The organism is Rhodococcus sp. NJ-530, assembly GCF_003860625.1.
GTDB classification, from domain to species: domain Bacteria; phylum Actinomycetota; class Actinomycetes; order Mycobacteriales; family Mycobacteriaceae; genus Rhodococcus_F; species Rhodococcus_F qingshengii.
In genome coordinates, this window is sequence record NZ_CP034152.1 from 4,464,953 (window position 1) to 4,491,026 (window position 26,074).

25 protein-coding genes and 1 pseudogene are annotated in these 26,074 nt (G+C 63.7%); 8 read left to right on the top strand and 18 right to left on the bottom strand.

Features of this window, described 5'->3' with window-relative positions:
* The first annotated feature begins 59 nt into the window (after nucleotides 1–59).
* The 3 genes from EHW12_RS20615 to EHW12_RS20625 all read left to right on the top strand — a co-directional run bounded on the left by EHW12_RS20615 (nucleotide 60) and on the right by EHW12_RS20625 (nucleotide 3,699).
* Nucleotides 60–1,529 carry a lytic murein transglycosylase gene (locus EHW12_RS20615; RefSeq protein ID WP_223304678.1) on the top strand — a complete coding sequence of 490 codons (1,470 nt, stop codon included), beginning with the start codon at nucleotides 60–62 and terminating at the stop codon, nucleotides 1,527–1,529.
* A 145-nt stretch (nucleotides 1,530–1,674) separates the two neighbouring features.
* Nucleotides 1,675–2,538: a lytic murein transglycosylase gene (locus EHW12_RS20620; RefSeq protein WP_003945171.1), complete on the top strand. Its 864-nt coding sequence runs from the start codon at nucleotides 1,675–1,677 to the stop codon at nucleotides 2,536–2,538.
* A 24-nt stretch (nucleotides 2,539–2,562) separates the two neighbouring features.
* Nucleotides 2,563–3,699 carry an Mrp/NBP35 family ATP-binding protein gene (locus tag EHW12_RS20625; RefSeq protein WP_003945178.1) on the top strand — a complete coding sequence of 379 codons (1,137 nt, stop codon included), beginning with the start codon at nucleotides 2,563–2,565 and terminating at the stop codon, nucleotides 3,697–3,699.
* A 64-nt stretch (nucleotides 3,700–3,763) separates the two neighbouring features.
* Here EHW12_RS20625 and tatB read toward each other — a convergent pair whose 3' ends face one another.
* The 4 genes from tatB to sigE all read right to left on the bottom strand — a co-directional run bounded on the left by tatB (nucleotide 3,764) and on the right by sigE (nucleotide 6,793).
* Complete coding sequence (gene tatB / locus EHW12_RS20630) at nucleotides 3,764–4,156, bottom strand: Sec-independent protein translocase protein TatB (protein WP_003945177.1); 393 nt, start codon at nucleotides 4,154–4,156, stop codon at nucleotides 3,764–3,766.
* A gap of 74 nt (nucleotides 4,157–4,230) precedes the next feature.
* Nucleotides 4,231–5,709, bottom strand: coding sequence for a trypsin-like peptidase domain-containing protein (locus EHW12_RS20635; protein WP_125051622.1), 1,479 nt, complete (start codon nucleotides 5,707–5,709; stop codon nucleotides 4,231–4,233).
* Nucleotides 5,710–5,784: 75 nt separating this feature from the next.
* Nucleotides 5,785–6,144, bottom strand: coding sequence for a hypothetical protein (locus tag EHW12_RS20640; protein WP_003945180.1), 360 nt, complete (start codon nucleotides 6,142–6,144; stop codon nucleotides 5,785–5,787).
* Between the two features lie 52 nt (nucleotides 6,145–6,196).
* Nucleotides 6,197–6,793: an RNA polymerase sigma factor SigE gene (sigE, locus tag EHW12_RS20645; protein ID WP_029255812.1), complete on the bottom strand. Its 597-nt coding sequence runs from the start codon at nucleotides 6,791–6,793 to the stop codon at nucleotides 6,197–6,199.
* 330 nt (nucleotides 6,794–7,123) lie between these two features.
* Between sigE and EHW12_RS20650 the strand changes: the two are divergent.
* Nucleotides 7,124–7,758: pseudogene (locus EHW12_RS20650) on the top strand (O-methyltransferase).
* Here EHW12_RS20650 and glgC read toward each other — a convergent pair.
* Nucleotides 7,755–8,969: a glucose-1-phosphate adenylyltransferase gene (gene glgC / locus EHW12_RS20655; RefSeq protein ID WP_003945185.1), complete on the bottom strand. Its 1,215-nt coding sequence runs from the start codon at nucleotides 8,967–8,969 to the stop codon at nucleotides 7,755–7,757. The pseudogene EHW12_RS20650 and the gene glgC overlap by 4 nt on opposite strands.
* A gap of 132 nt (nucleotides 8,970–9,101) precedes the next feature.
* Here glgC and glgA point away from each other — a divergent pair, with 132 nt between their 5' ends.
* Nucleotides 9,102–10,274 carry a glycogen synthase gene (gene glgA, locus EHW12_RS20660; RefSeq protein WP_003945186.1) on the top strand — a complete coding sequence of 391 codons (1,173 nt, stop codon included), beginning with the start codon at nucleotides 9,102–9,104 and terminating at the stop codon, nucleotides 10,272–10,274.
* 6 nt (nucleotides 10,275–10,280) lie between these two features.
* Here the strand turns inward: glgA and EHW12_RS20665 are convergent, their stop codons facing one another.
* From EHW12_RS20665 to dapE, 10 genes are all read right to left on the bottom strand, one after another.
* Nucleotides 10,281–11,120: a putative RNA methyltransferase gene (locus EHW12_RS20665; protein WP_054832111.1), complete on the bottom strand. Its 840-nt coding sequence runs from the start codon at nucleotides 11,118–11,120 to the stop codon at nucleotides 10,281–10,283.
* 117 nt (nucleotides 11,121–11,237) lie between these two features.
* Entirely contained in the window at nucleotides 11,238–11,405 is a 168-nt protein-coding gene (locus EHW12_RS20670; protein WP_003945169.1) for a DUF3117 domain-containing protein, read from the bottom strand.
* A 151-nt stretch (nucleotides 11,406–11,556) separates the two neighbouring features.
* Nucleotides 11,557–12,126 carry a DNA-3-methyladenine glycosylase I gene (locus tag EHW12_RS20675; RefSeq protein WP_030536943.1) on the bottom strand — a complete coding sequence of 190 codons (570 nt, stop codon included), beginning with the start codon at nucleotides 12,124–12,126 and terminating at the stop codon, nucleotides 11,557–11,559.
* Nucleotides 12,126–12,503, bottom strand: a complete 378-nt coding sequence (locus EHW12_RS20680) for a DivIVA domain-containing protein (RefSeq protein ID WP_003945181.1) — start codon at nucleotides 12,501–12,503, stop codon at nucleotides 12,126–12,128. Before EHW12_RS20680 ends, EHW12_RS20675 begins: the two co-directional genes overlap by 1 nt.
* A gap of 32 nt (nucleotides 12,504–12,535) precedes the next feature.
* The gene (locus tag EHW12_RS20685; protein WP_003945188.1) at nucleotides 12,536–13,477 is read right to left on the bottom strand and encodes a glucosyl-3-phosphoglycerate synthase; all 942 of its coding nucleotides are present in this window, start codon (nucleotides 13,475–13,477) and stop codon (nucleotides 12,536–12,538) included.
* Nucleotides 13,474–14,373, bottom strand: coding sequence for a dihydropteroate synthase (gene folP / locus EHW12_RS20690; RefSeq protein WP_070161742.1), 900 nt, complete (start codon nucleotides 14,371–14,373; stop codon nucleotides 13,474–13,476). The genes EHW12_RS20685 and folP overlap by 4 nt, the downstream gene beginning before the upstream one ends.
* Before the next feature lie 30 nt (nucleotides 14,374–14,403).
* Nucleotides 14,404–16,176, bottom strand: coding sequence for a long-chain-acyl-CoA synthetase (locus EHW12_RS20695; RefSeq protein ID WP_003945170.1), 1,773 nt, complete (start codon nucleotides 16,174–16,176; stop codon nucleotides 14,404–14,406).
* A 112-nt stretch (nucleotides 16,177–16,288) separates the two neighbouring features.
* The gene (locus EHW12_RS20700; protein WP_003945191.1) at nucleotides 16,289–16,846 is read right to left on the bottom strand and encodes a TIGR00730 family Rossman fold protein; all 558 of its coding nucleotides are present in this window, start codon (nucleotides 16,844–16,846) and stop codon (nucleotides 16,289–16,291) included.
* The gene (locus tag EHW12_RS20705; protein WP_003945176.1) at nucleotides 16,840–17,643 is read right to left on the bottom strand and encodes a TIGR00730 family Rossman fold protein; all 804 of its coding nucleotides are present in this window, start codon (nucleotides 17,641–17,643) and stop codon (nucleotides 16,840–16,842) included. Before EHW12_RS20705 ends, EHW12_RS20700 begins: the two co-directional genes overlap by 7 nt.
* A gap of 16 nt (nucleotides 17,644–17,659) precedes the next feature.
* Nucleotides 17,660–18,730, bottom strand: coding sequence for a succinyl-diaminopimelate desuccinylase (dapE, locus tag EHW12_RS20710; RefSeq protein WP_172403543.1), 1,071 nt, complete (start codon nucleotides 18,728–18,730; stop codon nucleotides 17,660–17,662).
* A 49-nt stretch (nucleotides 18,731–18,779) separates the two neighbouring features.
* Here dapE and dapD point away from each other — a divergent pair, with 49 nt between their 5' ends.
* Together dapD and EHW12_RS20720 are read left to right on the top strand one after the other, a co-directional pair.
* Nucleotides 18,780–19,733 (top strand): 2,3,4,5-tetrahydropyridine-2,6-dicarboxylate N-succinyltransferase, encoded by a 954-nt coding sequence (gene dapD, locus EHW12_RS20715; RefSeq protein WP_019749368.1) that lies wholly within the window; start codon nucleotides 18,780–18,782, stop codon nucleotides 19,731–19,733.
* Entirely contained in the window at nucleotides 19,733–21,115 is a 1,383-nt protein-coding gene (locus EHW12_RS20720) for an amino acid permease (RefSeq protein ID WP_003945184.1), read from the top strand. The genes dapD and EHW12_RS20720 overlap by 1 nt, the downstream gene beginning before the upstream one ends.
* Before the next feature lie 9 nt (nucleotides 21,116–21,124).
* Here the strand turns inward: EHW12_RS20720 and EHW12_RS20725 are convergent, their stop codons facing one another.
* Nucleotides 21,125–21,883, bottom strand: a complete 759-nt coding sequence (locus tag EHW12_RS20725) for an ABC transporter permease (RefSeq protein WP_125051624.1) — start codon at nucleotides 21,881–21,883, stop codon at nucleotides 21,125–21,127.
* A complete protein-coding gene (locus EHW12_RS20730) occupies nucleotides 21,883–22,872 on the bottom strand; it encodes an ATP-binding cassette domain-containing protein (RefSeq protein WP_125051626.1) in 990 nt (329 codons plus the stop codon). The genes EHW12_RS20725 and EHW12_RS20730 overlap by 1 nt, the downstream gene beginning before the upstream one ends.
* Nucleotides 22,873–22,996: 124 nt before the next feature.
* Here EHW12_RS20730 and EHW12_RS20735 point away from each other — a divergent pair, with 124 nt between their 5' ends.
* Complete coding sequence (locus EHW12_RS20735; protein ID WP_042926343.1) at nucleotides 22,997–24,304, top strand: DUF222 domain-containing protein; 1,308 nt, start codon at nucleotides 22,997–22,999, stop codon at nucleotides 24,302–24,304.
* Here EHW12_RS20735 and EHW12_RS20740 read toward each other — a convergent pair.
* The gene (locus EHW12_RS20740) at nucleotides 24,301–25,902 is read right to left on the bottom strand and encodes a substrate-binding and VWA domain-containing protein (RefSeq protein ID WP_042448773.1); all 1,602 of its coding nucleotides are present in this window, start codon (nucleotides 25,900–25,902) and stop codon (nucleotides 24,301–24,303) included. The genes EHW12_RS20735 and EHW12_RS20740 overlap by 4 nt on opposite strands.
* Between the last annotated feature and the right edge of the window lie 172 nt (nucleotides 25,903–26,074).

Sequence of the window (26,074 nt, forward strand, 5' to 3'; positions counted from 1 at the left end):
TTTTGCTGCACGCACCGTGACCGATATGTAACGTAAGTCACAGCAATATGGATATCACGGTGGGTACTCCGGAGCGGGAGCGCCAGCAAAGGGGAATCGTGCGAGTACGCGGAATGATTGCAGCATCCACACTGGTGGGGGGACTGCTCGTCGTCACAGGTCCAGCGGCCCTCACTGCCGGAAGCGCACCGACCGGAGGGTCACAGGTTCCGATCGCACTGGCGGGCTCCGCCTCGATTGCGCAGCCGGACTCTGTCGACTTCCTCCCGACGCCCCGCACGGTCCGAACGCAAAGATCGGCCCCGCCCAGCGATACGGTCGCCGGCGCCCCGGCAGCGCCTAACGCTGCGGCCGTCGTCCTCACCTCTCTGGGCATCCCCGAGATCGTCCTGAACGCGTACCGCTCCGCGGAGCTGGTGATGATGACCGAGGCACCGGGATGCGGAATCCCCTGGCATCTTCTGGCCGGCATCGGACGCATCGAATCCGGTCACGCCAACGGCGGCAAGACGACCTCGGTGGGTACGACGGTCACCCCGATCCTCGGCCCCGTCCTCGACGGACGGCTGGCAGGCAACGAAGTCATTCGGGACACCGACAAGGGCGCAATCGACGGCGACCCCACTCACGACCGCGCCGTCGGGCCGATGCAGTTCATTCCGGCCACCTGGGCCGGATATGCCAGCGACGGCAACGGGGACGGAATCAAGGACCCCAACAACGTCTTCGATGCGGCACTCTCGGCAGCGAAGTACCTCTGCAGCGGCGGACTCAACCTGCGCGATGTCGCCCAGGAGACCAAAGCTGTTCTGCGATACAACAACTCGGCCGCTTACGCAGCAAACGTGATCATGTGGTCGACGGCATACAAGAACGGTGTCATTCCTTCCGGTCAGCTGCCGTACACCTCGGGCATCAACACCGGAAGCTCCGCGATCAACGCCGCCGCCTCGGCAGACTCCGCCGCTTCGGCCGTACTCGCCGCGGCTGCGGCTACCGATCCGGCGGCCGGCGACAAGGAATCAGCGTCGACGACGCCGACCCCGACCACCACTCCCCTCTTCCCGGGTCTGCCGGACATGCCTGCACTCTCACCCGAGATCCAGGCACTGATCCCGCCGGGCGTCATGCCGACCAGCCCCGCTCCGGGACCCAACGCCGCCCGGAACGCAGCTCCCGGTCCGATCATCCCGCTCCCCGTCCTCACCTCACGGGGTCTCGTGTGGCCGATTCTGACGGCCGAGGGATGGCGCTGGCCCGACGACATGTGTGTGATCCTTCCGGACCCCGCAGCCCTCGACGCCTTGCAGGACGGCATCCTTCTGCCGTGCACGATCCCGGGCATGGCAGTGGCCGCCACGGCACCCGCCACCACCGACGCGGCTCCCGCGGAATCCTCTCCACCCGCCGCCCCCTCTCCGGAGCCCGCACCGGCACCGGCACCCGCACCCGCACCGGAGCCCGCTCCGGCCCCGGCTCCGGCATTCGTGCCGTTCTTCCCAGGCCTGCCCGGCATGCCCGCTCTGTAACCGAAAAATCACGAAAGAACAGTGCATATGCCCCAAACTGCCCTTCTAGATCACGGTTGAATAACGGAAACGCAACAAATCAGGTAGCCTCGACTCCGTCAGTTGAACGGAAAACCTCCTCGCGGAGGTTCAGGAGGCATAAACAGTGGGTCGGCACAGCAAGAAGACAGATTCGCACATCCGTCGAAATTCGGTCATCGCGCTCACCGGACTCATCCCTATCGGACTCGTCACCGCAGCCAACACGGCCGGCGCCGCTCCCAAGGTCCCGTTCTTCAACACCAGCTCCGCCGAAACGGTGGACACCGCCGCACAAGCCACGCAGGAGCCGCAGGCGCAGATTCTGCCCGCCGTCGAAGCAATCGCCGAGCCGGCTCCCGCCCCCGCGCCGGAACCCGCGCCGCTGGCTCCCGTGCAGGCCACTCCCCCGCTCCCCGCGTCCATGGCCGAGGGAGCACTCGGAATCCCGAGCGTGAGCGTCGCCGCCTACCAGAACGCCGAGCGGATCCTCGCCGTCGAGAAGCCCAACTGCAACATGCACTGGACGCTCCTCGCCGGTATCGGCCGCGTCGAATCCGGCCACGCCAACGACGGCAAGGACGCCGACGCGAACGGCAACCTCTACAAGCCCGTGATCGGCCTGCCACTCAACGGCAGCCTCCCCGGCCAGGCCGTCATCATGGACACCGACGGCGGCGCCCTCGACGGCGACACCGTCTACGACCGCGCAGTCGGCCCGATGCAGTTCATCCCGTCCACGTGGAACCAATACGCCGGTGACGGCAACGGTGACGGAATCGCCGACCCGCAGAACCTTTTCGACTCCGCACTGACCACCGGCAAGTACCTGTGCGACGGCGGACTCAACATGCAGGACGTCACCCAGGTTGCCTCCGCGATCCACCGCTACAACAACTCGGCCGCCTACGTCGCCAACGTTCTGGCCTGGTCGCTCGGGTACTCCACCGGCATCGTGCCCGCCGCATCGGACCTGCCGCGCATCCACTGACCTACCTGGACTTACCATGGAGTCATGTCTGTACTGACCGAGTCCGACGTTCGCTCCGCGCTCGCGCGAGTTCTGGACCCAGAGATCCGCAAACCCATCACCGAACTGGGGATGGTCAAGGGGATCTCCCTCTCCAGTGACAACAGCGTCGACATCGGCATCTATCTCACGACCGCCGGCTGCCCGATGCGCACCGAGATCACCGAACGCGTCACCAAGGCCGTCGCCGACGTCGCCGGGGTCGGTGCGATTCGCGTCGAACTCGACGTCATGGACGACGCTCAGCGAACCGAGCTTCGCAAGTCGCTTCGCGGCGATTCCGCCGAGCCCGTCATCCCGTTCGCCCAGCCAGGTTCACTCACCCGCGTCTACGCCGTGGCCTCCGGTAAGGGCGGAGTCGGAAAGTCCAGCGTGACAGTCAATCTCGCGGCAGCAATGGCCGCGCGCGGACTGTCCGTGGGTGTACTCGACGCGGATATCTACGGCCACTCGATCCCCCGCATGCTCGGCACCGACGCCAAGCCCACTCAGGTCGAGCGCATGATCATGCCGCCCGTCGCCCACGACGTGAAGATGATCTCCATCGCGCAGTTCACCCAGGGCAACACACCTGTCGTCTGGCGCGGACCGATGCTGCACCGCGCGCTCCAGCAGTTCCTCGCCGACGTGTTCTGGGGCGATCTGGACGTGCTGCTGCTCGATCTGCCGCCCGGCACCGGTGACATCGCCATCTCGGTGGCTCAGCTCATCCCGAGCGCCGAGATCCTGGTCGTCACCACACCGCAGCAGGCTGCTGCCGAGGTCGCCGAGCGCGCGGGCGCGATCGCCCTGCAGACCCGCCAGCGCGTCGCCGGCGTCGTCGAGAACATGTCCTGGCTCGAACTTCCCGACGGCACCCGTATGGACGTCTTCGGCGAAGGCGGCGGGCAGACCGTCTCCGATCGCCTCACGAAGGCCGTCGGCGCCAAGGTTCCGCTTCTCGGACAGATCCCGCTGGATCCGTCCGTCCGCGAGGCAGGCGACGCCGGGACGCCGATCGTCCTCAGCGCTCCCGATTCACCCGCAGCCATCGCACTCAAGGACATCGCCGACAAGTTGGCCGTCCGTCAGCGCGGGCTGGCCGGAATGTCGCTCGGTATCAACACGGTTCGCAACCTGTAGAACCCCCTCATACGGAAGGGCGCCTGTCACCGATCGGTGACGGGCGCCCTTGCGTATGTCGAATCTAGGTGGCGTCGAAGTCCACCGGAGGACGTTCGCCGGCGGTGAGTGGCTTGTCCTTCGACAGCGTCTTCGGCTCCTGCACTCCGCTCTGCGGCTTCTTGTCGAAGTTGCCCGTGAAGATGGAGTCGTCGCCGTCGAGGAGGTGCTGGGTGATCACTGCGCGCGGCGTCATTCCGCGCAGCTTGTTCAGATCTGCGAGCGGTTTACGCAGATCCTCGAAATCGGTGCCCAGTTCTTCCTTGAGCTGATTGGAAGCGCCCGAAGCATATTCGCGCACCTGCCTCAGGGATTTCGTGACCCAGGAGACCGCACCAGGAAGCCGCTCAGGTCCCAAGATGACCAGAGCCGCTACGAGGAGGATCATGAACTCGCCCCAACCGATGTTGCCAAACACAGGGTCAGCCTACTGTGTGCTCGCTCGGTGCGTGCATGTCCGGATCAACCTCACAGGAAGATCGCAGGGTCCGATCAGTCCGACACCGGCGTGACCGAAATGTCGACCTGCCGTCCGTCGCGGATCAACTGAACGTTGACAGGCTGATCGACGGTCGTCGCGTTGACCGCAACCACCAATTCGTCGGCGCTTGTCACCGGTCGGTCACCGACCTTGACGATGACGTCACCCTCGACGATCCCCGCACGTTGAGCGGGGCTGCCGTCGCGCACGTTGGCCACCGCAGCACCACTGGTCGCGTCATTGACCGCGGTGCGGGCATTCACGCCGATGTCGGGGTGATGAACCTTGCCGTCACGGATGATGGTCTGAGCCACCTCGGTGACCGTGTCGATCGGAATCGCGAAGCCGAGCCCGACCGAACCACCGGACTCACTGAGCATTGCGGTGTTGATGCCGATGACGCGGGCTTCATCGTCGACGAGCGCACCACCGGAGTTGCCGTGATTGATCGCCGCGTCGGTCTGGACGGCGTCGATGACGGCGTTGGTGTCGGTGCCTTCACCCGACAACCGCAGAGGCCGGTTCAGTGCACTGACGATTCCGCGGGTGACGGTCTTGCTCAATCCGAGCGGTGAGCCGACGGCGACGACGTCGTCGCCCACCTGAACATCCTCGGATTTTCCGAGCTGAGCGACCGTCAGATTGTTCGCCGACACCTTGAGCACTGCGAGGTCTGTCTTGACGTCACGTCCAACGATCTGGGCGTCGGTCTTGGTTCCGTCGGAGAAGATCACCTGGATCTTCGCGTCCTGAGCGGGCGGAACGGCCGAGGAGATCACGTGGTTGTTGGTGACGATGTATCCCTCACCCGAGATGACCACACCGGAACCCGTGCTGCCCTGGTCACCGACGGCGACCTGAATCGACACCACGGATGGCAGTACCGCGTCGGCGACCTTCGCCACCTGAGACTCCGGCTGTTCCCCACCGCCGGATTGAACGAGCGTGACACGTGAACTGGTGAGTGAACTGCGATCGGCAGTGATGACAGTGGCAAGCAACCCACCGACGAGAGCGATGACAAGCGCAATGCCCGCAAGCGCGGCCAGCGCCGAGGGGGCGACCTTGCGACCGAACAACAGCTCACGCACGTCGAGTTTCTGGGCGGGAGGCAACTGCACCGGCGCCTCGGACTCTGCGGGCTTGCCCAGCGAGACGGCGGATTCAGGATCACGCCACGGATCACGCGGCGGTTCTTCGTCGGGCGTGTTGTTCGCCGTCGCCTCGGGATCGCGACCGATCGACTCGGTGGCGTCTGCGGGTCGACCGAACGCTTCGGCCAGAACCGGGTCCGGAGTCCCGATCACGACATCGGAGGACGGAGTCGATCGCGCGGCCACCGGAGTGAACGAGCCCTCGACTCCACTCGGCCGACCGAACACCTGGCGCGAGGCCGGATCGATCTGGGGTCGATAGACCGGACGGGGGTCGAGAACCGGCGCATCTGCCGGTCTGTCCACCGAACCGTTTGCCGAAGAATCCGAACTCACTCCGGAGTGCCCCCTTTTTCCGTCAGTCACATGGTCCAGTATCACTGATCCGCGCCGGGAAGCTGGCGCGCGGCGTCATTTGCGCCAGCGACGGGACAACCTCTTGCTGATGGTGGAGAAGCCGGCGGGTTGATTACCGACGGAACTGTCGGCGTTTTCCGAATTCGGCCCGGTAGTCGGACTGTTGCACGAAGGAATCTGGCTGAGAAGTCCCACCAGGGACAACGGCATCGTCATCTCGCCGCTTCGACGCAGCGCACCACGTGCCTGCTGCTGAGCATCGACGGCCGCAGCGCACTCGGCGCAGATCGAGATGTGATGCGAGGCCCGCAAGTAGGCCTGCATTCGGAGTTCTCCGTCGACGTAGGCAGCGATTGCCTCGCTGGCCAGATGTTCGGTCGAACCGAACTGGCGATGTGCCCGCGCCTCCGTCATTCGTCCCTCCAGGTGATTGACCACGTCCCGCTCTGTAGCTCGAACCCGACCGTCAGAAACCGACGAGTTCGGATTCGGCTGCGCGCTGCGCTGCCAGATGATCACGAATCGCCTGTCGCCCACGATGGATACGGCTACGAACCGTTCCGAGCTTCACTCCCAGTGTGGCACCGATTTCCTCGTACGACAGACCTTCGATGTCACAGAGCACGACAGCGGCACGAAATTCAGGTGCGAGTGAGTCCAGTGCGGCCTGCAGACCTGCGTCGAGGCGCGCGTCGTGGTAGATCTGCTCGGGGTCCGGACCGGGCGAGGGAACGCGGTCGTAGTCCTCGGGCAGCGCTTCCATACGGATGCGATTGCGTCGGCGAACCATGTCGAGGAACAGGTTTGTGGTGATGCGGTGCAACCAGCCCTCGAAAGTTCCGGGCTGATAATCGGAGAGCGAGCGGAACACCCGGATGAAGGTGTCCTGCGTCAAGTCCTCGGCGTCCTGGGCATCGCCTGACAACCGGTAGGCCAGGCGGTACACCCGGTCACCGTGCTGACGCACGAGTTCGTCCCAAGACGGCATGGAGGACTTCTCACCAGTTGCATCGAACACAGCAGTGCCGATCAATTCGGAATCCACAGCCGATTCCGTCGTCAAAACTTCCGACTCTCGAGGGCGAGGCTCGTCGTTGACCTGGTAAATAAGTTGATCCTCCTGCTCGGGATCGCGTAGTTCGATCACCGCGTTGTCCGAATCACGTGATGCGCGATATTCGGGAGAACCAGCCGTTGCTGTGATTTGTTCCCGATCACCGAGCTGCGAAAGACCAACTTGGTAGAAATCGATACCGCCGTGCGATCTTCGATCCGGCGATGTATATACCTTTTCTCATCGCGGTGTGCACGCCATATGAGGAGCCTGAGGGATTCCTGAGAATCCTGGTGACTGCGCGCCTTGCAGCGACAATCCGAACCGCCCGATAACCTCATGAGCGTGACCCACGCCGAACAGATACTCCGCCACGTCGAGGACGTAGTTTCCGAGGACGAGATTTTGACCGCGGCGCGAGATCGAGCGCTGGATCTCGGAGCCCATCCGGTGACGCCCGCCGTCGGCGCGACCCTCGCGATGTTCGCGAGAATGCTCGACGCGAAGACGGCCGTCGAGGTAGGTACCGGAGCCGGCGTGAGCAGCCTGTGGCTTCTGCACGGCATGCGCGACGACGGCGTCCTGACCACGATCGACAGCGAACCCGAACATCAACGAGCAGCCAAGCTGACCTTCCGCGAAAGCGGAATCGCTCCGGCACGCACTCGCCTCATCAACGGACGGGCTCTCGACGTGCTTCCCCGGCTCGCGGACGGCGGCTACGACCTGGTGTTCGTCGACTGCGCCGCGATCGACCACCCGCACTACGTCCGCGAAGGTGTCCGCCTGCTGCGCTCCGGCGGTGTCATCGTTCTGCACAACGCCCTGGCCGACGGCCGCGTTGCCGACAGCTCCGCACGCGACGCGACAACGGTTGCGGTCCGAGAAGCGGCAAAGGCCGTGACCGAGGACGAGCGACTCATTCGAGTCCTCCTCCCCTCGGTGACGGCCTCCTCTGCGCGAGCAAGCTCTAGATCCAGACGCCCTTACCGATGGCGACGACGCCACCCTGACTGACGGCAAATCGTTCGCGGTCACGTTCGAGATCGACGCCGATGATTTCGCCGTCACCGACGACGACGTTCTTGTCGAGGATCGCTCGCCGTACGACGGCACCCTTGCCGATGCGCACACCCGGCATCAGCACGCTGCCCTCGACGGTCGCACCGTCCTCGATCATCACGTTGGAACTGAGTACCGAATTGCGCACGGTCGCCGCGGACAGGATCGACCCCGCACCGACGACCGATTCCTGCGCGAGTCCGCCCTTCACGAACTTTGCGGGCGCGAGATTCTCGGTGGCGCCGCGGATGGGCCAGCGACGGTTGTAGAGATTGAAGATCGGGTGCACCGACACCAGGTCCATGTGAGCGTCGTAGAAGGCGTCGAGGGTACCGACGTCACGCCAGTAGCCGCGGTCTCGATCGGTGGCGCCGGGAACGACGTTGTCCTTGAAGTCGTAGACCGACGCCTCACCCGCGGCGACCAAGGCGGGAATGATGTCTCCGCCCATGTCGTGGTCGGAATCGGAGTTCTCGGAATCAGCGCGGATGGCGTCCACGAGCACCTTGGTGGTGAACACATAGTTACCCATGGACGCGAACGTGGAATTTGGGTCGTCCGGTGTGCCGGGAGGATGGGCGGGCTTTTCCAGGAACTGGGTGATGCGTCCGGACTCGTCACTGTCGATGCAGCCGAAAGCAAAAGCCTCACTTCGCGGTACACGAATACCCGCGACCGTCACGCCTGCCCCGGATTCGATGTGGTGCTGAACCATCTGTTCCGGATCCATCCGGTACACGTGGTCGGCACCGAAAACCACGATGTACTCGGGGTCCTCGTCGTAAACGAGATTGAGCGACTGCAGGATTGCGTCGGCGCTGCCGGTGTACCAGCGCGGCCCGAGCCGCTGCTGGGCCGGGACCGGGGTGATGTACTCACCCGCGAACCCGGACAACCGCCACGTCTGCGAAATGTGGCGGTCGAGTGAATGTGACTTGTATTGCGTCAACACACAAATACGCAGATATCCCGCGTTGACAAGGTTGCTCAACACGAAGTCGATAAGTCGATATGCACCTCCGAAGGGCACTGCGGGCTTCGCTCTGTCCGCGGTCAGCGGATACAAGCGTTTGCCCTCGCCCCCGGCGAGCACGATTCCAAGCACATGCGGCTGGCTTCTCACACCGCTAACCTATCCGCACTGGTGAACTCCCGCTAGCGAAGCAGTCCGAGAGGTCCGATCGTGTCCCCCTCCGAACGGTCGGGGATAACGTGATCGGTAGCCGGATCGACCACGGGCGGTTAGGTTTAGCGCGTGCGAGTCGCGATGATGACCAAGGAATACCCGCCGGAGATCTACGGCGGCGCAGGAGTACACGTAACCGAGCTCGTCGCTCAGATGAAACGGCTGTGCGAGGTCGACGTGCACTGCATGGGCGCCCCGCGCGAAGGCGCGATCGTCCACTCTCCCGACCCCGCTCTCGCCGGATCCAACCCGGCCCTGACGACGCTCTCCACCGAACTGCGCATGGCGGACGCCGCGGCCGGTGTCGACATCGTCCACTCCCACACCTGGTACACCGGACTGGCCGGGCATCTCGCGTCGGCTCTCTACGACGTGCCGCACATCCTCACCGCGCACTCACTCGAGCCCAGACGCCCGTGGAAGGCCGAACAGCTAGGCGGCGGCTATCGGATCTCGTCGTGGTCCGAACGCAACGCCGTCGAGCACGCAGACGCGATCATCGCCGTCAGTTCCGGTATGCGACTCGACGTCCTCGACGCGTACCCCGCTGTCGATCCGAGTCGCGTTCACGTAGTCCGCAACGGAATCGACACCGAGGTATGGCATCCCGGGGGATCTGCGCCGGGAGCACAGTCCGCACTCGCGTCGATCGGCGTCGACCCGGCAAAACCCATCGTGGCCTTTGTCGGACGCATCACGAGGCAGAAGGGCGTCGGGCACCTCGTCGCGGCAGCCCACCACTTCGACCCGGAGATTCAGCTCGTGCTTTGCGCCGGCGCTCCCGATACGCCGGAGATCGCCGCCGAGACGGAGAAGGCGGTGGCCGAACTCGCCCGGCACCGGGGCAATGTCTACTGGGTGCGCGAGATGCTCCCGACCGAGCAGATCAGGGAAATACTTTCGGCAGCAACGGTATTCGTCTGCCCTTCGGTGTACGAACCCCTCGGGATCGTCAATCTCGAAGCCATGGCGTGTGAGACCGCCGTGGTCGCTTCCGACGTCGGCGGCATCCCCGAGGTGGTCGCCGACGGCGTCACCGGTCGACTCGTGCACTACAACGCCTACGAGCCGAACGCATTCGAGGAATCGCTCGCGGCCACCGTCAATGCCGTTGTCGCCGACCGAGAAGGCGCCGACGCGATGGGTCGTGCGGGCAGGATCCGTGCGATCGACGAGTTCTCCTGGGCCGAAATCGCCAAGCAGACGCTCGAGGTCTACGCGGACGCCGTCACGAGACGCTGATCCGCGTCAGATCTTGCGATAGGTCGAGACCGTCGCCGACGCGGTGACGGTGCTCGGCTGCGGCAGCTTCGCCACGGCGGCAGCCAGATCGGCGGGCGTCAGGTGTCTCGCCGACGGTCCCATCCCCACCAAGTCGAGGACGTCCTGGTGTGAGAGTGACATCGTGAACTCGACCTCGTCGCTACTCACACGCTCGAAGTATCCGGCCATCGACGATTCGAGACGTTCCACTTTGCGGTCGTCGACCCGGACCATCGCGAGAATGTCGATGAGCTCGCGCAGATGCCTGTCGGTGGGCGTCAGGACCACCAGAACGCCGTCTTCGGCGAGAACTCGATGGGACTGCGGACCGTTACGAGGAGCGAACACACAGAGCACGTGAGAGAGCGCTCCGTCGCGAATGGGTAGTGGTTGCCAGACGTCTGCGACGATCGAACCGATTCTTTCGTGGACCTTCGCGGCACGCCGGGCCGCGAACTTGGACACGTCCAAGGCTATCGCCCGAGAATCAGGCAGCGAATCCACGACGTGTGCGAGGTATTGTCCTGTGCCTGCGCCGATTTCGACGATCCGCGCGGGATCCGACCTCGCCGTCGTCGCGCAGGCTCGGGTGACGGCATCCATCAGCGGGCCGAAGTGGCCGGCGCCGAGCAATCGTGCACGCGCGGCAATCATCTCGGCACTGTCGCCGGTGAACTTCGTGGCACCGCCACTGATCAGGCTCACGTAACCCTGGCGAGCGATATCGAATCGATGTCCGCGGTCGCACTCGGCGGCGCCGTCCACCAATTCCAGATCAGCAGCACACTGCGGGCAGGACAGAAGATCGATCACGGCGGCAAGCATTGATCCGTCCTTTCGGCTACCGGCGGTGCGCACACACTTCAGGCCCCGTACCGAAACGGATACGGAGCCTGCGTGCAATCACGTGCTGTTGTTCGTACTGCTACAACCTGGACCCGACTAGCTGGTGACGTTCGTGAGTTCCACACCGAGCGCTGCAGCTTCATCCGGGGTCAGCTCGACGACGAGGCGTCCGCCACCCTCGAGTGGAACCCGCATGACGATTCCTCGTCCCTCTTTGGTTGCTTCGAGGGGACCGTCCCCGGTCCGGGGCTTCATGGCCGCCATCCTCTGCTCCCTCCAGATCTGCGCTGCATTGCTCTGCGCCTCGACTAACGGTGCGCCCCGCCAACAATCAGCGAGGCTCGTACCCTCCATTGTTCCCTATGGATGCGGGAACCGGGAATCTGAGTCACATTTAGGGGTGTTCAGTCGACCGTCACACCTGCACCGGAACCCAGCAATCAGCCACGTGATCATCGACCATTCCGGTAGCCTGCATGAGCGCATAAGCCGTGGTAGGACCCACAAACTTGAACCCGCGCCGCTTGAGTTCCTTAGCCATGGCAGTCGACTCGGGAGTGACCGCGGGAACCTCTGCAATTGATGTCAGTCTTCTGGTGCGTCGAGGCGGCGAGAACGACCAGAGTAACGAATCGAGGTCCAGATCGGGCGAATTCACGAGCACTCGGGCGTTGGAAATCGTCGCCTCGATCTTCGCGCGATTGCGGACGATCGCGGCATCGGAGAGCAATCTCTCGACATCCGCAACTCCGTACGCTGCGACCTTGTCCGGATCGAACCCGTCGAAGGCTTCGCGGAACGCCTCGCGTTTGCGCAGAATCGTGATCCACGAAAGTCCCGATTGGAATGCTTCGAGGGCGAGTCGTTCGAACAGTTCGTCGCGCCCGTGCAGCGGACGCCCCCACTCCTCGTCGTGATAGTCGCGGTAGAGCGTGTCGCCGGGCGTCTCGACCACCCAGCCGCACCGAACGAGTCCGTCGGCCATCAGCCCTGGGAATCCTTCGATTCGGATACGGTCTCAGGCTCCTCCTGCGATGCTTCGGCCTTGGCCGGAGCATCCGCTTTCACCAGGACCTCAGACCGCTCGTCACGGCCCAGTTGTGCACGCAGAGAATCGATTTCCAACCCGAGGCGATGCAGGGCCCAATCCACTTCACTCGCCTTGTAGCCACGCAGCACCTGCTGAAAACGCAGCGCGTCGACATCCGCCCCGGTGACGTCCTCTGCCGGGAGTACGGTCGCCGTCGTGCCAGGAGGCAGCGGCGGCAGCTCTTCCGAGCGCCCGAACACAGCGCTGGCGGCGAGGAAGATCATCGCGCCGACCAGTGCCATGACAATCAGGTACAGGAGGATCGTCATCATGGACCGATACTCCCATACCCGAGTGTGAGCGGTCAGACCCCCGCGGTGCGCACTATCGAATTCATCGGGGGTCGATCGAGTAGCGAAACCTCGGTGGTCTCGGGCACGAAAGAATCGCCGTCGACCAGGAATTGGGTCAACCCGGCACCCGAATCCTCGATCCCGCACCGCCGGAGCATCGTTCCGATGATCTGCCGGCTCATCACACCGAGGTCGGCGAGCGGCCGGTTGCGATGCTTGCGCACACCGAGATTGACCTGACCGATCGCCGCCAGCCCCAACGTGTCGTACGTGTCGAGCAGAAGGCCGATCTCGACGCCGTAGCCGGGCGCGAACGGGACAGCGGACAGCAGCTCACGGGTGCCCGCGTATTCACCGCCAAGCGGTTGCAGTACCGACGTGAGTTCCGGCCGCAGCGCGGCCAACATGGGCCGCGCAACCAATTCCGTGACTCGCCCGCCGCCGTTGGCATCCTCCGTGCCGCTCACGCGCAGCGGACGGCGGTAGTAGCCCTTCACCAGATGGATGCCGTCAACCGTGAGCAGCGGCCCCAGCAGTTTGGGCACGAACGCCGGATCGGGATTGATGAGATCGGAGTCGACGAATGCGATCAGATCGCCGGTCGTTGCGGCGACCGAACGCCACAGCACCTCGCCCTTGCCCGCGGTCGGCGGGATGGACGGGACTGCGCTCTCACGACTGATCACCGTCGCCCCCGCCGCGCGAGCACGCTCGGCGGTACGGTCGGTCGAACCGGAATCGAGAACGATCAACTCGTCGACCAAACCACCGAGCAACGGATGAATGGTGTCGACCACCGCAGCAACGGTGTCCTCTTCGTTGAGCGCGGGCAACACCACCGAGACGGTTCGGCCACCCTTCGCCCGTTCGAGCTCGGCGACCGTCCAACTCGGATGGTCCCAACTGTTGGCGTCTGCCCATACGCGGGTCGGGCCCGCACCGGTGATGCTCATGCCAGACCTCGAACCGTACGTACCGGGGCACGGCGTCCCTGGATCGCGGCCACCATGTCGACGACTCGACGGGTGGACGCCACCTCGTGAACACGGAACACCCGGGCGCCGCCCGCCGCGGCCATTGCTGTCGCTGCCAATGTTCCCTCCAACCTCTCGGAAAGCTCCACACCAAGAGTCTCCCCGATGAAGTCCTTATTACTCAGCGCCATCAGCACTGGCCACCCGGTGTTTACAAGAACGTCCACTTTCCGCAACAACTCGAGCCCGTGGAAGGTGTTCTTACCGAAATCGTGGGTGGGATCGATCAGGATCGCGTCACGCGGAACCCCGAGTGCCAGGGCGCGCTCTGCCGCCGACACGACCTCGGTGACCACATCTGCGACGACGTCGTCGTAGCGGACACGATGCGGGCGGGTGCGCGGAACCGCGCCACCCGTGTGCGAGCAGACGATCCCGGCACCAGTCTCGGCAGCAACCAGGACGAGGTCGGGATCCGCACCCGCCCACGTGTCGTTGATCAGGTCGGCGCCTTCGGCGCGTGCCAACCGCGCGACGCCGCTCCGCCAGGTGTCGACGCTGATGATCAGCTCGGGGTACTTGGCTCTGATCGCGGCGACGAACGGAACGACTCGCCTGACCTCTTCGTCGGCGTCGACGAGGTCACCGGGCCCAGCTTTCACTCCCCCGATGTCCACCAGATCGGCGCCCTCGTCGACGGCCCTGTCGACGGCAGCCATCGCTGCCGAATCCGAGAACGTCGCGCCTTGGTCGTAGAAGGAATCGGGAGTGCGGTTGACGATGGCCATCACCAGTGCACGGTCGACCGCGACTCGACGCCCACACAGGGTGGGCGCCGGACCTGGCTGCGCGGTAGAACCGGGGAGTGAAGACATGCCACTCATACTGGCATGACGGAACTCGGTCTAGCCCTTGGGTACCGAGCCCGCCGCGACCTTTCCGACGTATTCGTCGTACGAGTCCACGTAACCACCCTCGCGGCCTTCGAGAACATGCAGAGTGTCGGCGCCGACGTCGTAGCCCTCGTTGCGCAATTCCACCTTGCGCGACTTGAAAGTGCTGGTGTGTTCGAGTGAGTCGACGATGCGGATGAACAGCGGGACCGCGTAGTTGGGGAGCTTGCCGTAGAGGTGTGCCGCGACTTCACTTCCCTCCAAGCTTTGACCGTCCCGCAGCTTGACCGCCGCCATGCCCGCGCGACCGTCGGTGCCCGGAATCTCGACGCCGTAGACAACTGCTTCCTCGACGGCCGGGTGCGAACTCAGCGCGCCCTCGACCTCCGTGGTGGCGACGTTCTCTCCCTTCCAACGGAAGGTGTCGCCGAGACGGTCGACGAAGGCGACGTGGCCCCATCCCTGCTTGCGCACCAGGTCTCCGGTGTCGAACCAGGTGTCGTCGTCCTTGAATCCGCCGCGCACCAGCTTGCTGTTGCTCGCAGCTTCGTCGGTGTAACCGTCGAAAGGCGCTCGGTCGGTGACCTTCGACAGCAGGAGCCCGACTTGACCCGTGGAAACCTTGCGGAGTCGACCGTCGGCTCCACGCAACGCTTTTCCGGTGTCCTCGTCGAACTCCACGACGGCGTGCGGCAACGGGCAGATGCCGGCCGTCTTGTCGACGTTGAGTGCGTTGACGAACGCAATGTTGCATTCGCTCGCACCGTAGAACTCGGCGACGCGGGGTATGCCGAACCGCTGGGTGAATTCGGCCCAGATCTCAGGGCGCAGACCGTTACCCACCATCAGCCGAACAGCATTGTCGCTGTCGGTCGGCTTGACCGGCTGGTTGAGCAGATAGCGGCACAGTTCGCCGATGTAGGTGAACGCGGTCGCCTTGTTGAGTGCGATGTCGTCCCAGAACCGCGAGGCCGAGAACTGACGTCCGATCGCGATTGTCGCACCGGACGCGAGCACCGAGGACAGCGAGACCGTCAACGCGTTGTTGTGGTAGAGCGGCAGGCAGCAGTACAGGGTGTCCGAGCCGCGCAAGCGCACGCCCATCAACCCGAGCCCCGACATCGACTTCAACCAACGGAAGTGAGTCATCAAGCTGGCCTTGGGCATTCCGGTGGTACCCGAGGTGAAGATGTAGAACGCCTTCTCCTTTGCCAGCACCTCGGCGGTGACCGCGGGGTTGGACGGATCAGCCGTCTTCGCCAGATCCGCGAGTTCGCTGACGAGAAGTTGGTTCGGTCCGCTAAATCCGGCGGGCAACGATTCGAGGGCTTCTTCGCACTCGTCGGCGACCACCAGGACGCGCGCATCGAGAAGCGTAAGGCTGTGTGCCAGAACGTCGTCGCGCTGGTTGTAGTTCAGCATGCCCGCTGCCGCGCCGAGTTTTACCGCGGCCAAGGCGATCAGCAGCGCTTCGGGAGTGTTCTTTGCCAGCACTCCGACGACGTCTCCGCGGTCGACTCCTCGACCACGGAGAACGTCCGCGTAGCGGTTCACCAGTTCGTTGGCTTCCGCGTAACTGGTCGCGTGGCCCTCGAACCGGATGAACGGGCGCGACGGGTGCGCGTGCGCGGCCTTCTGGAAGATCAACCCGATCGATTCCTTGGCCGAAGGCTTACGGGTGAGCCCGGCGGCCCCCCGCGCCAGGATCGGCACCTCGGTGATCATCGACGGCAGTTTTGCCGCCAGATCGAGCAGGCCGACGGTCGAACGGGCTTCCGAACTCATGGCTCCCCTAACACGTATCCGGCGCCCATTCGGCCGCCCAGTCTGCGGCCACCTTACTGCACGGTAATAAAGCCCGCCATGCCCCAGGTCAGGGTTTCACGCACGCGTCTGATCAGGATTTGACGCACGCGTCGAGCGCGGCCTCGACGTCCGTCCTCACCAGCAGAGTGTCCAGCGCCTGACGCCCGACGAAGCCGGTACCGTCGAGCTTGTTCAACCACTCGAGCAGGCCGGTGAAGTGGCCGACGGGATCGAGCATCACGACAGGTTTCTCGTGCATTCCCAGGTAGCCGGCTGTCCACGTCTCGAACAACTCTTCCAGCGTCCCGATTCCGCCGGGCAGCGTGATGAACGCGTCGGCGTGGTCTTCCATCAGCTTCTTGCGTTCGCGCATGGTGTCCGTGACGATCAGTTCGTCGGCGTCAACGTCGGCAACTTCCTTGTGCACCAAGGCTTTCGGAATGACGCCGACGGTCCAGGCACCCGCCGCGCGAGCGGACTCGGCGACAGCGCCCATCATCGACACGTTGCCACCGCCCGAGACCAACTGCCATCCGCGTCGACCGATCGCGGTTCCCACCTCGGCAGCCAACGCCAGGAACGATTCGTCCACCGGCCCCGACGCGCAGTAGACGCAGATCGAGTACTTTTTGTCGGAATCGGTCACCATTCTTCTTCTTTCCCCAGATCTGCGGCCTCGTCGACGCCCTTGTCGGCGTTGAGGACGATTCGTACTGCTTCTTCCACGCTGTCGGTGACGTGCAGCAGATTCACGTCACCTTCGGAAATCTTGCCGTCCCGCTCGAGGGTGCCGCGAATCCAGTCGACGAGTCCGGACCAGTACTCGGTACCGAACAGGACGATCGGGAAGCGCGTGACCTTGTGGGTCTGGACCAGGGTGAGTGCCTCGAACAGCTCGTCGAGTGTTCCGAAGCCGCCGGGCAGGCAGATGAATGCCTGGGAGTACTTCACGAACATCGTCTTGCGTGCGAAGAAGTACCGGAAGTTGATTCCGAGATCCACCCACTCGTTGAGTCCCTGCTCGAACGGCAACTCGATGCCGAGGCCGATCGAGTATCCGCCGGCCTCGCTGCAACCGCGGTTGGCAGCTTCCATCACCCCTGGCCCACCACCGGTGATGACGGCGTACCCGGCCTCGGCCAACGCCGTTCCCAGCTCGCGCCCGGATTGGTACTCGGGATGATCGACCGTGGTGCGGGCCGAACCGAACACCGTCACCGCACGCGGGACCTCGGCGAGTGCGCCGAAACCTTCGATGAATTCGCTCTGGATACGCAGCACACGCCACGGATCGGTGTGTACCCAATCCGTGGGTCCGCGCTTGTCGAGCAAGCGCTGATCCGTCGTGGTCTTCTCGTCCTTGCGCTTGCGTCGAAGCTGAACCGGCCCGCGGTGCTTGATCGACGAGCTCTGCTTCTTCGAAGCCGAATTCTTCTCTGGTGCCATGCGGCAAGGCTAACGGTCAGGCCGACAGATACTTCCTCAGCACGGCCGCGACGTCGGTGATCTGCTGCACCGGAACGTGCTCGTCGCGCTTGTGCGCGAGGTTCGGATCACCCGGTCCGTAGTTCACGGCAGGAATGCCGAGCGCCGAGAACCTGGACACGTCGGTCCACCCGTACTTCGCACGGAACTGACCACCGGCCGCCTCGATCAGGGCGGCAGCGGACGGGTTCGCCAAGCCGGGCAGCGCGCCAGGCGAGGAGTCGGTGACCTCGAATCCGAGGCCCAGACCGTCGAACACTTCGCGCACGTGCGCCTCGGCTTGTGCCTCGCTGCGATCGGGTGCGAATCGGAAGTTGACGTCCATCTCGGCTTCGTCCGGGACGACGTTTCCGGCGACGCCACCGGAGATCCGCACCGCCGACAAGCCCTCGCGGTAGCCGCAACCGTCGATGTCGACCGAGCGCGGCTGGTAACTCGACAACCGCTCCAACGCTCCGCTGAACTTGTGAATGGCATTGTCCCCCAGCCAGGACCTGGCCGAATGGGCGCGAGTTCCCGAAGCCGTCAACCGCACCCGCATCGTGCCCTGACACCCGGCCTCGATGAAACCGGCCGTCGGCTCACCGAGAATTGCGACGTCCGCCGCGAGCCATTGCGGGATCTCGCGTTCGATCCGTCCCAGGCCGTTGTACGTTGCGGCGATCTCTTCGCAGTCGTAGAAGACGAGGGTCAGATCGTGGGCCAGGTTCTCGATGGTGGCCGCAAGGTGTAGGAAGACCGCGTCGCCCGACTTCATGTCCACGGTCCCGCAGCCGTGCAGGATGTCGCCGTCACGCCGCGAAGGAACGTTGTCCGCGATCGGCACCGTATCCAGATGTCCGGCGAGCATGACCCGACTGGGCAAACCACGCGACGTACGCGCCAACACGGCATTGCCGTTGCGGATGATCTCGAAGCCCGAAGTCTGCTCACGCAGCGCATCCTCGACAGCCTGCGCAATGACGGATTCGTCGTGCGAGACGCTGGGGATGTCGACCAGGGCGGCCGTCAAGTCGATGGGGTCCGAAGCAAGATCGAGGATGCTCACACGCACCAGCCTAGGCCGGTGCACCCACCACCCAGTAATCTCTAGTCCCGTGAGCGCACAGGGAGCAACAGCAGTAGGTATCGCCAACGTGACCGCGGACGGAACCGTCCTCGACACCTGGTTCCCGGCACCGGAGCTGGGAACATTCGACAAGACCGGTACCGAGAACGTCGAGGGAACAGATATTCCTTCCGATCTTGCACTGCTGGCAGGCACTGACGACGCTCGCGAGGTATCGCAGGTCGTCGTGCGCACCACCATCGCCGATCTCTCCAAGGCGCCGGTCGACGCACATGACGTCTACCTGCGCCTCCATCTCCTCTCGCACCGTCTCGTCGCACCCCACGGTGTCAACCTCGACGGCCAGTTCGGCCTGCTCAGCAACGTCGTGTGGACCAACTTCGGCCCGTGCGCCGTCGAAGGTTTCGAGCAGGTTCGCTCGCGTCTGCGCATCCGCGGCGTCGTGACCGTGTTCAGCGTCGACAAGTTCCCCCGCATGGTCGACTACGTCGTGCCGTCCGGAGTTCGCATCGGTGACGCGGACCGTGTCCGACTCGGTGCACACCTCGCCAGCGGAACGACCGTCATGCACGAGGGCTTCGTCAACTTCAACGCCGGCACCCTCGGCAACTCGATGGTCGAAGGCCGGATCTCCGCGGGCGTCGTCGTCGACGACGGATCCGACGTGGGCGGCGGCGCCTCGATCATGGGCACCCTCTCCGGTGGAGGCAAGGAAACGATCTCCCTCGGCAAGCGCTGCCTCCTCGGCGCAAACGCCGGCCTCGGCATTTCGCTCGGCGACGACTGCGTCCTCGAAGCGGGCCTCTACGTCACCGCCGGCACCAAGGTCACCGGCCCGGACGGAACCGTCGTCAAGGCCAAGGAACTGAGCGGCAAGTCGAACCTTCTCTTCCGTCGTAACTCGGTCTCGGGTGCCGTCGAGGTCGTGCCGTGGAAGGGCACCGGCGTCGAACTGAACGCTGCTTTGCACGCCAACGACTGATGAGTAGCACCGACGTCTCCGACGGAACAACCACTGCTCTCGGCCACGGTCTCAAGGTCCGCCATCTGACGATGATGGGCCTGGGCTCGGCCATCGGCGCCGGCCTGTTCCTCGGAACCGGCGTCGGTATCGCCAAGGCCGGGCCGGCCGTCCTGATCTCCTACATCCTTGCGGGCGCCGTCGTGGTGTTCGTGATGCGCATGCTCGGCGAGATGGGCGCCGCGATCCCGGCCAGCGGTTCCTTCTCTCACTACGCGCGCCTGGGGATCGGCGAGTGGGCCGGCTTCGTGATGGGCTGGCTCTACTGGTTCATGCTGATCATGGTGCTGGGCGCCGAGATCACCGGGGCTTCGGCGATCGTGAACGACTGGGTGCCGTCGATCCCGCAATGGGTTGTCGCCCTGGTTTTCGTGGTGTTCTTCGCCGTGGTGAACCTGGCGAAAGTCAGCAACTTCGGTGAGTTCGAGTTCTGGTTCGCCGCAATCAAAGTCACCGTCATCATCGGCTTCCTGATCATCGGTGTCCTGCTGGTGTTCGGCATCCTCCCCGATACCGACCCGGTCGGTACGAGCAATCTGTTCGGGCAGGGCGGCTTCATGCCCAATGGATTGTCCGGCATAGCCGCAGGACTTCTCGTCGTGGCATTCGCCTTCGGTGGGATCGAGATCGTCACCATCGCCGCAGCCGAATCCGAGAATCCGGAACGCTCCATCGCCGTCGCTGTCCGGAGCGTCGTGTGGCGCATCAGCGTCTTCTACATCGGCGCCATCTCGATCATGGTTCTGGTGCTGCCCTGGAACGACCCCGAACTCGAGAGCGGCCCGTTTGTGGCCGTCCTGAACAAGGCGAACATTCCAGGCGTTGCCGGGTTCATGGAACTCGTCGTAGTAGTGGCGTTGCTTTCCGCCTTCAACGCCAACATCTACGGCACCTCTCGCATGGCGTTCTCACTTTCGCGCCGCGGCGACGGACCCGCCTTCATGGCGAAACTGTCGAGCACCGGAGTTCCGACCAATGCCGTTCTGCTGTCGGTGTTCTTCGGCTTCGTCAGCGTCCTGCTCAACTGGCTGCTCCCCGACGACCTGCTCGGCATCCTGCTCAACGCAGTCGGCGCTGCGCTGCTGGTCATCTGGATCTTCATCGTCGTCTCGCATCTGCGACTGCGAAAACAACTCGAAGCGTCGGGCAAGCTGACGGTTCGGATGTGGCTGTTCCCGTATCTGAGCTACGCGACACTCGCGATGCTCGGTGTGTTCGTCGTCCTCATGCTCTTCGACGCCGATGCCCGTGCACAGTTGATCTCGACCACCGTGTTGTTCCTCGTGATCGCGGCATTGGGTTTCCTGAACGCCCGTTGGCGTAAGCAGAATCAGCCCGTCTGATCCGTGTGCCTATGCATCCCGCCTGTTCACGACGACGATGCTGAGACAGAATACGACGAGCACGAAGAGGGCGAAGTAGATCAGGCTGCCCCAGGGTCCCCAGTGGAAATCGACGCTACCGCCGGAACCGAGAAAATTGTTGGCGTTCATGAACGGCAGGAACGGCATGATCTTCTCGCCGATACTTCCGAACAGGTTGAAAAGATTCTCGATCAGCAAGGGCCACAACAGCAGAAGCGCGATCGCACCTGCAGACTGCCGGAGCAACGCGCCCACTCCGACTGCTAGAACTACGCAGAAGAACGCGTAGATCGGTGTTCCGTAGACGACCCGCCAGTTCTCGTCGCCGGACAGAGTCAAGAATCTTCCGGCGTCACCTGCCGTGGCCTTCGTGAGGGCGAAGGCGCCGAACGACAACACGAGAGTCAGCACCGCTCCGAACCCACCGATGAGGCCCGCTTTGGCGACGAGCACCGAGGCGCGGTTCGGAACCGCCTGGAAGGTGGTGCGGATGGTCCCGAAACGATATTCGCTGGTGATCGCGAGAGCCGCCATGATCATCAGAACCAACACACCGAAGCCGGTCACTCCACTGAGTGCCCCCGAAACTGTCGGCATCATTGCACCGTTGGGGCCGCTGAGCGACGACTTGGCGCTCAGTCCGAAAACGGTAGCGAGTCCCAACCCGAGCACGATGATGATGATCGTGCACCACAGCGGCGACTTGGTCGTGGTGATCTTGATACGTTCCGCACTGAGAACAGCCATTACAGTGCACCTCCCATAGCCTGCTGCGTGTTTGCCTGCTGTGTATTTGCGTGGTGTGCACCGACACCCGGATCGATACCGGATGCGTGGTACTGGACATCGTCCCCGGTCAACTTCATGAACGCATCCTCGAGCGACCCCTGCACAGAAGCCAACTCGTACAACACGATCCCCTGCGAACCAGCCAACCCACCGATCACATCGGTGGTCGAATCCACCACCACCAATGCCGGGGCAACACCGGAACCGTCCTCACGCACCGTCAACCCCTGCGAGAGCAACACACTGCGCAACGCATCGAGCTGAGGACTACGCACCCGCACCGTCGACTCCGACGAACGATCCACGAACTCCGCCACCGTCGAATCCGAAATCAACCGACCCCGACCGATCACCACCAACTGCTCCGCCGTGAGCGCCATCTCCGACAGGAGGTGACTCGACACCAACACCGTGCGGCCCTCGGCCGCCAACCGCTGCATGAACTTACGAATCCAGACGATGCCCTCCGGATCGAGACCGTTGACCGGCTCGTCGAACAACAACACCTTCGGATCCCCCAACAACGCACCCGCCAACCCCAGACGCTGCGACATACCGAGCGAGAACCCGCCGGCCTTCTTGCCCGCCACCTCGGACAACCCGACCAACCCGAGCACCTCGTCGACGCGGGACTTCGGGATCCCGTTCGAAGCAGCCATCCACTGCAGATGCGCACGCGCACTGCGATTGGGGTGCACCCACTTCGCATCCAACAACGCGCCGACAGTCCGCAACGGCGTCTTGAGCTCGCGGTACGGCTTGCCCTCGATCAACGCCGCACCCGACGTCGGCTGATCCAAACCCAGGATCATCCGCATCGTCGTCGACTTACCGGCACCGTTCGGGCCCAGGAAGCCCGTCACGATGCCCGGCTTGACCGTGAACGACAAATCGTCCACCGCTTTCGTCGGTCCGTAAACCTTGGTCAATCCCCTCAGCTCGATCATGAGGACCAGTCAACCACGAAAACCGAACTGTCGGAACTTTCAGACGCCAACGGAGAAAGGCGTTGCGTCCGTTCGCCGTCGAGGCTAGTATCGAATGTATGTTCGACACTACCGGGGGGTAAAAGTGACGACGCAAGTATCTGAACAGGCGATATCCAAACAGGCGATATCCGAAGAGACCATCGGACAATTCCGGGCATCACTCGCCAGCATGGATCGATCCATCGACAACGCAGCACGCGTGGATCTTCTGCGCGCATTGGAAGAGTTGAAGGCCAGTTGCGCTGGTGCCCAGGCATTGCTGGCTGCCGATCTCGACGCGTTCACCCGCAACGACCGCGGCGAACGGGGAGTGCCGCGCGCATACCAAGGCCGTGGAATCAACGCGCAGATTGCCCTCGCACGGCGAGAGTCGGCTTGGTTCGGAACTCAGCATCTGAACCTGGCCCGCGCACTGAACGACGAGATGCCTCACACACTTCGACTACTCGTCGACGGCTCCATCAGTGAGCATCAAGCGACGATCCTCATGCGCGAGACTTCATGTCTCACCGCCCAGGATCGCGCTACATTGGATCGCGAGTTCTGCTGCGACGCTGCAATCTTGGACGGATGCGGCAACCACCAACTGACACAAAGAATCCGCGCACGCACTGCCGAAATAGACTCCGATAGTATTGCCAGACGAGCACGCAAAGCCGTGGGAGACAGACGAGTGACGTCACGGCCTGCGCCCGACACGATGTGCTGGCTCAATGTGTTTCTTCCCGTGGCCGAAGGTATCGCCGTGCACGCCACGCTCAGGCGCGACGCAGATTCCGTACTTGCCGGCGGGGACAAGCGCACCCGAGCGCAAATCATGGCTGATCTCCTGGTCGAGCGAGTTACCGGAATCGGCCGCGCCACACCGACACCCGTCACCGTGAATCTGGTTGTCTCCGACCAGTCATTGTTGGGCGAAAATTCCGACCCGGCGTACGTCCACGGGTACGGACCTGTACCAGCCGCTATTGCACGCGAATGGATCACCAAGGCCAGCGAAGACTCCGAAACGGTGGCAACGCTCCGAAAGCTCTACGCACGCCCCGATACGGGCGCGCTGACCGCAATGGAATCCACGGCGAGAACCTTCCCGAAGGGGTTGGCGCGATTGATCGAACTCCGTGATCGAAGCTGCCGTACTCCGTGGTGCGACGCGCCGGTTCGCCACCGCGACCACATTCGCGATCACTCCAGGGGTGGCCTCACCAGCGCAGCCAACGGTGCCGCGTTGTGTGCGGCATGCAATTACGCGAAACAGGGCTCGGACTGGACTGCCGAACCTGTACCAGGTAACCGGCACACCTTCACCACGACGACACCTACCGGGCACCGGTATTCGTCTGAGGCTCCGCCACTTCCGGCACCCTGGACCAGTCCGGATGCGGCCTAAGTTCCTCGGTGAGCCAATGCGTTCACGAACACCTCGGAAATCTCCGAGGGGTCACGAGCGATGTACGTCGAACCGCCCGTCACGCGGGAGATATCGGCGAGCGCCGCCGCATCTGCGTCATCGGTGATGCCGATGGTGACGATGATGACCGGACGCGCCGGATCCTGCTCGCGTGCAAGAACATCGAGCAACTGTTCACGGCTGATGCTGTCAGGATCTTCGTTTGCGCCGTCGGTCAAGATGATGACGCTGTTGACCGCTCGCGGATCGTACGATTCCTGAACCTTACGGAATGCGGCCAGCGTCGTGTCGTACAAACCTGTGGCGCCACGTTTGAGTTCGGTGAGCCGGTTCGCCTGATCTGCCATCAACTTTCGTTGAGTCACACCGTCGACGATCGTGTCGTAGCGCCTGATCGGCACCAATTCCTGGAAGTCCTGGGTTCCGTTCATACCTTGGGAAAACGCCCAGAGACCGGCAGCGACGCTGTCTGGGAAGACCTGATTGCCGGCCAGAGCAGCAGCAGTGGTCAACTGCATGCGCGTCTTGCCGCCTGCCGCCGGGTAGTCCATCGACGCAGACACGTCGATCGCAACGAGTGTCCGGATCGGCTTGGCCATCAGAGCCCAAGCGCCCAGTGTCTGATCGGCCACCGACTGTTCGGACACGGTCAGTGCCGTGACGTCACCGACTCCACCTTCGACGGCTCCACCGCCGGAAGTACGGAACCCGCTGCGCGTCAGCACTTCCTGAGCAGATTCACTGTGCAACAGCTCGGCGATGGCGTCACTCTTCTTGGCTGCGGCGTAGTGCCGGTCCGGTGCCGAAGCACTGACCACCAGGGGGTAATCCATGATCATGGTTCCCGTCGCCGGTACTGTCGCGGAAATCTTCGACTCGGCCTTCGTGAACTCGACGACCTGTTGCTCGGTCGAAACACCGACCTTTCCGGAGCTGACCAATTCGGTGAGCATCTTCTGTCCTACCGGCTGATCTTCGGTACGAACACTCTCCGCTTGCGCATGGGGTACGAGTGCCGCTCGAACGGATTCGGAGGTGGCCCCGGTTTCCGCGAGAGCTCCGAGAATGGGCGCCGACGCAACCCCTGTGAACAACGGATTGCCCAACGCCAGATCGGGAACCTGTAGCGCCGCGAGCCAACTGGCAAACTGTTCGCCACCGCCGGAGGCGAGAACGACAGGCGAGGTGGCGATCGAACCGCCGGCGGCAGCGACCGGCCCCTTGGCCGTCAATGCAGCTTTGCCCACCCACGCTGTCGAATCCGGTATCCACATGTCCGGCGCGTCCACGCCCTTACCCAGGGTTCCCGCAACGTCCCCGGGCAGCGCAGAGGTAACCGTGATCCGCGAACAGCCTGTCTGCTCCGGCGACGATTCTGCGAGGATCTCTGTGACTGCCGGCGCGATCGCAGGATCCGCTGCCAGCGAGTACTCGTCGACGCTCTCGCAGGAATCGGACTGTGTTGCCTTGAAGACCACCACCCCGGTGGCGACTACCGCGACGGCAACCAACCCACCCACTGCGTAGAACCCGATCGACCGCCCGCTGTCAGGACTCGAATGCCGTCCGCCCGCCATGAAATCTGCCCTTCCGAGGCCACTCGCACTCAGGCATACCGACGGTATGCGCGCGACTGGAACTGTCCCTACCGGGCGGTAGTGTAGCCAAGAACACAGAAATTCCAACTAGCACTGAATCGTCGGAGAACCGGCGAGCCCACATTCCGGGACAGGCCGGCCGAATTCACGA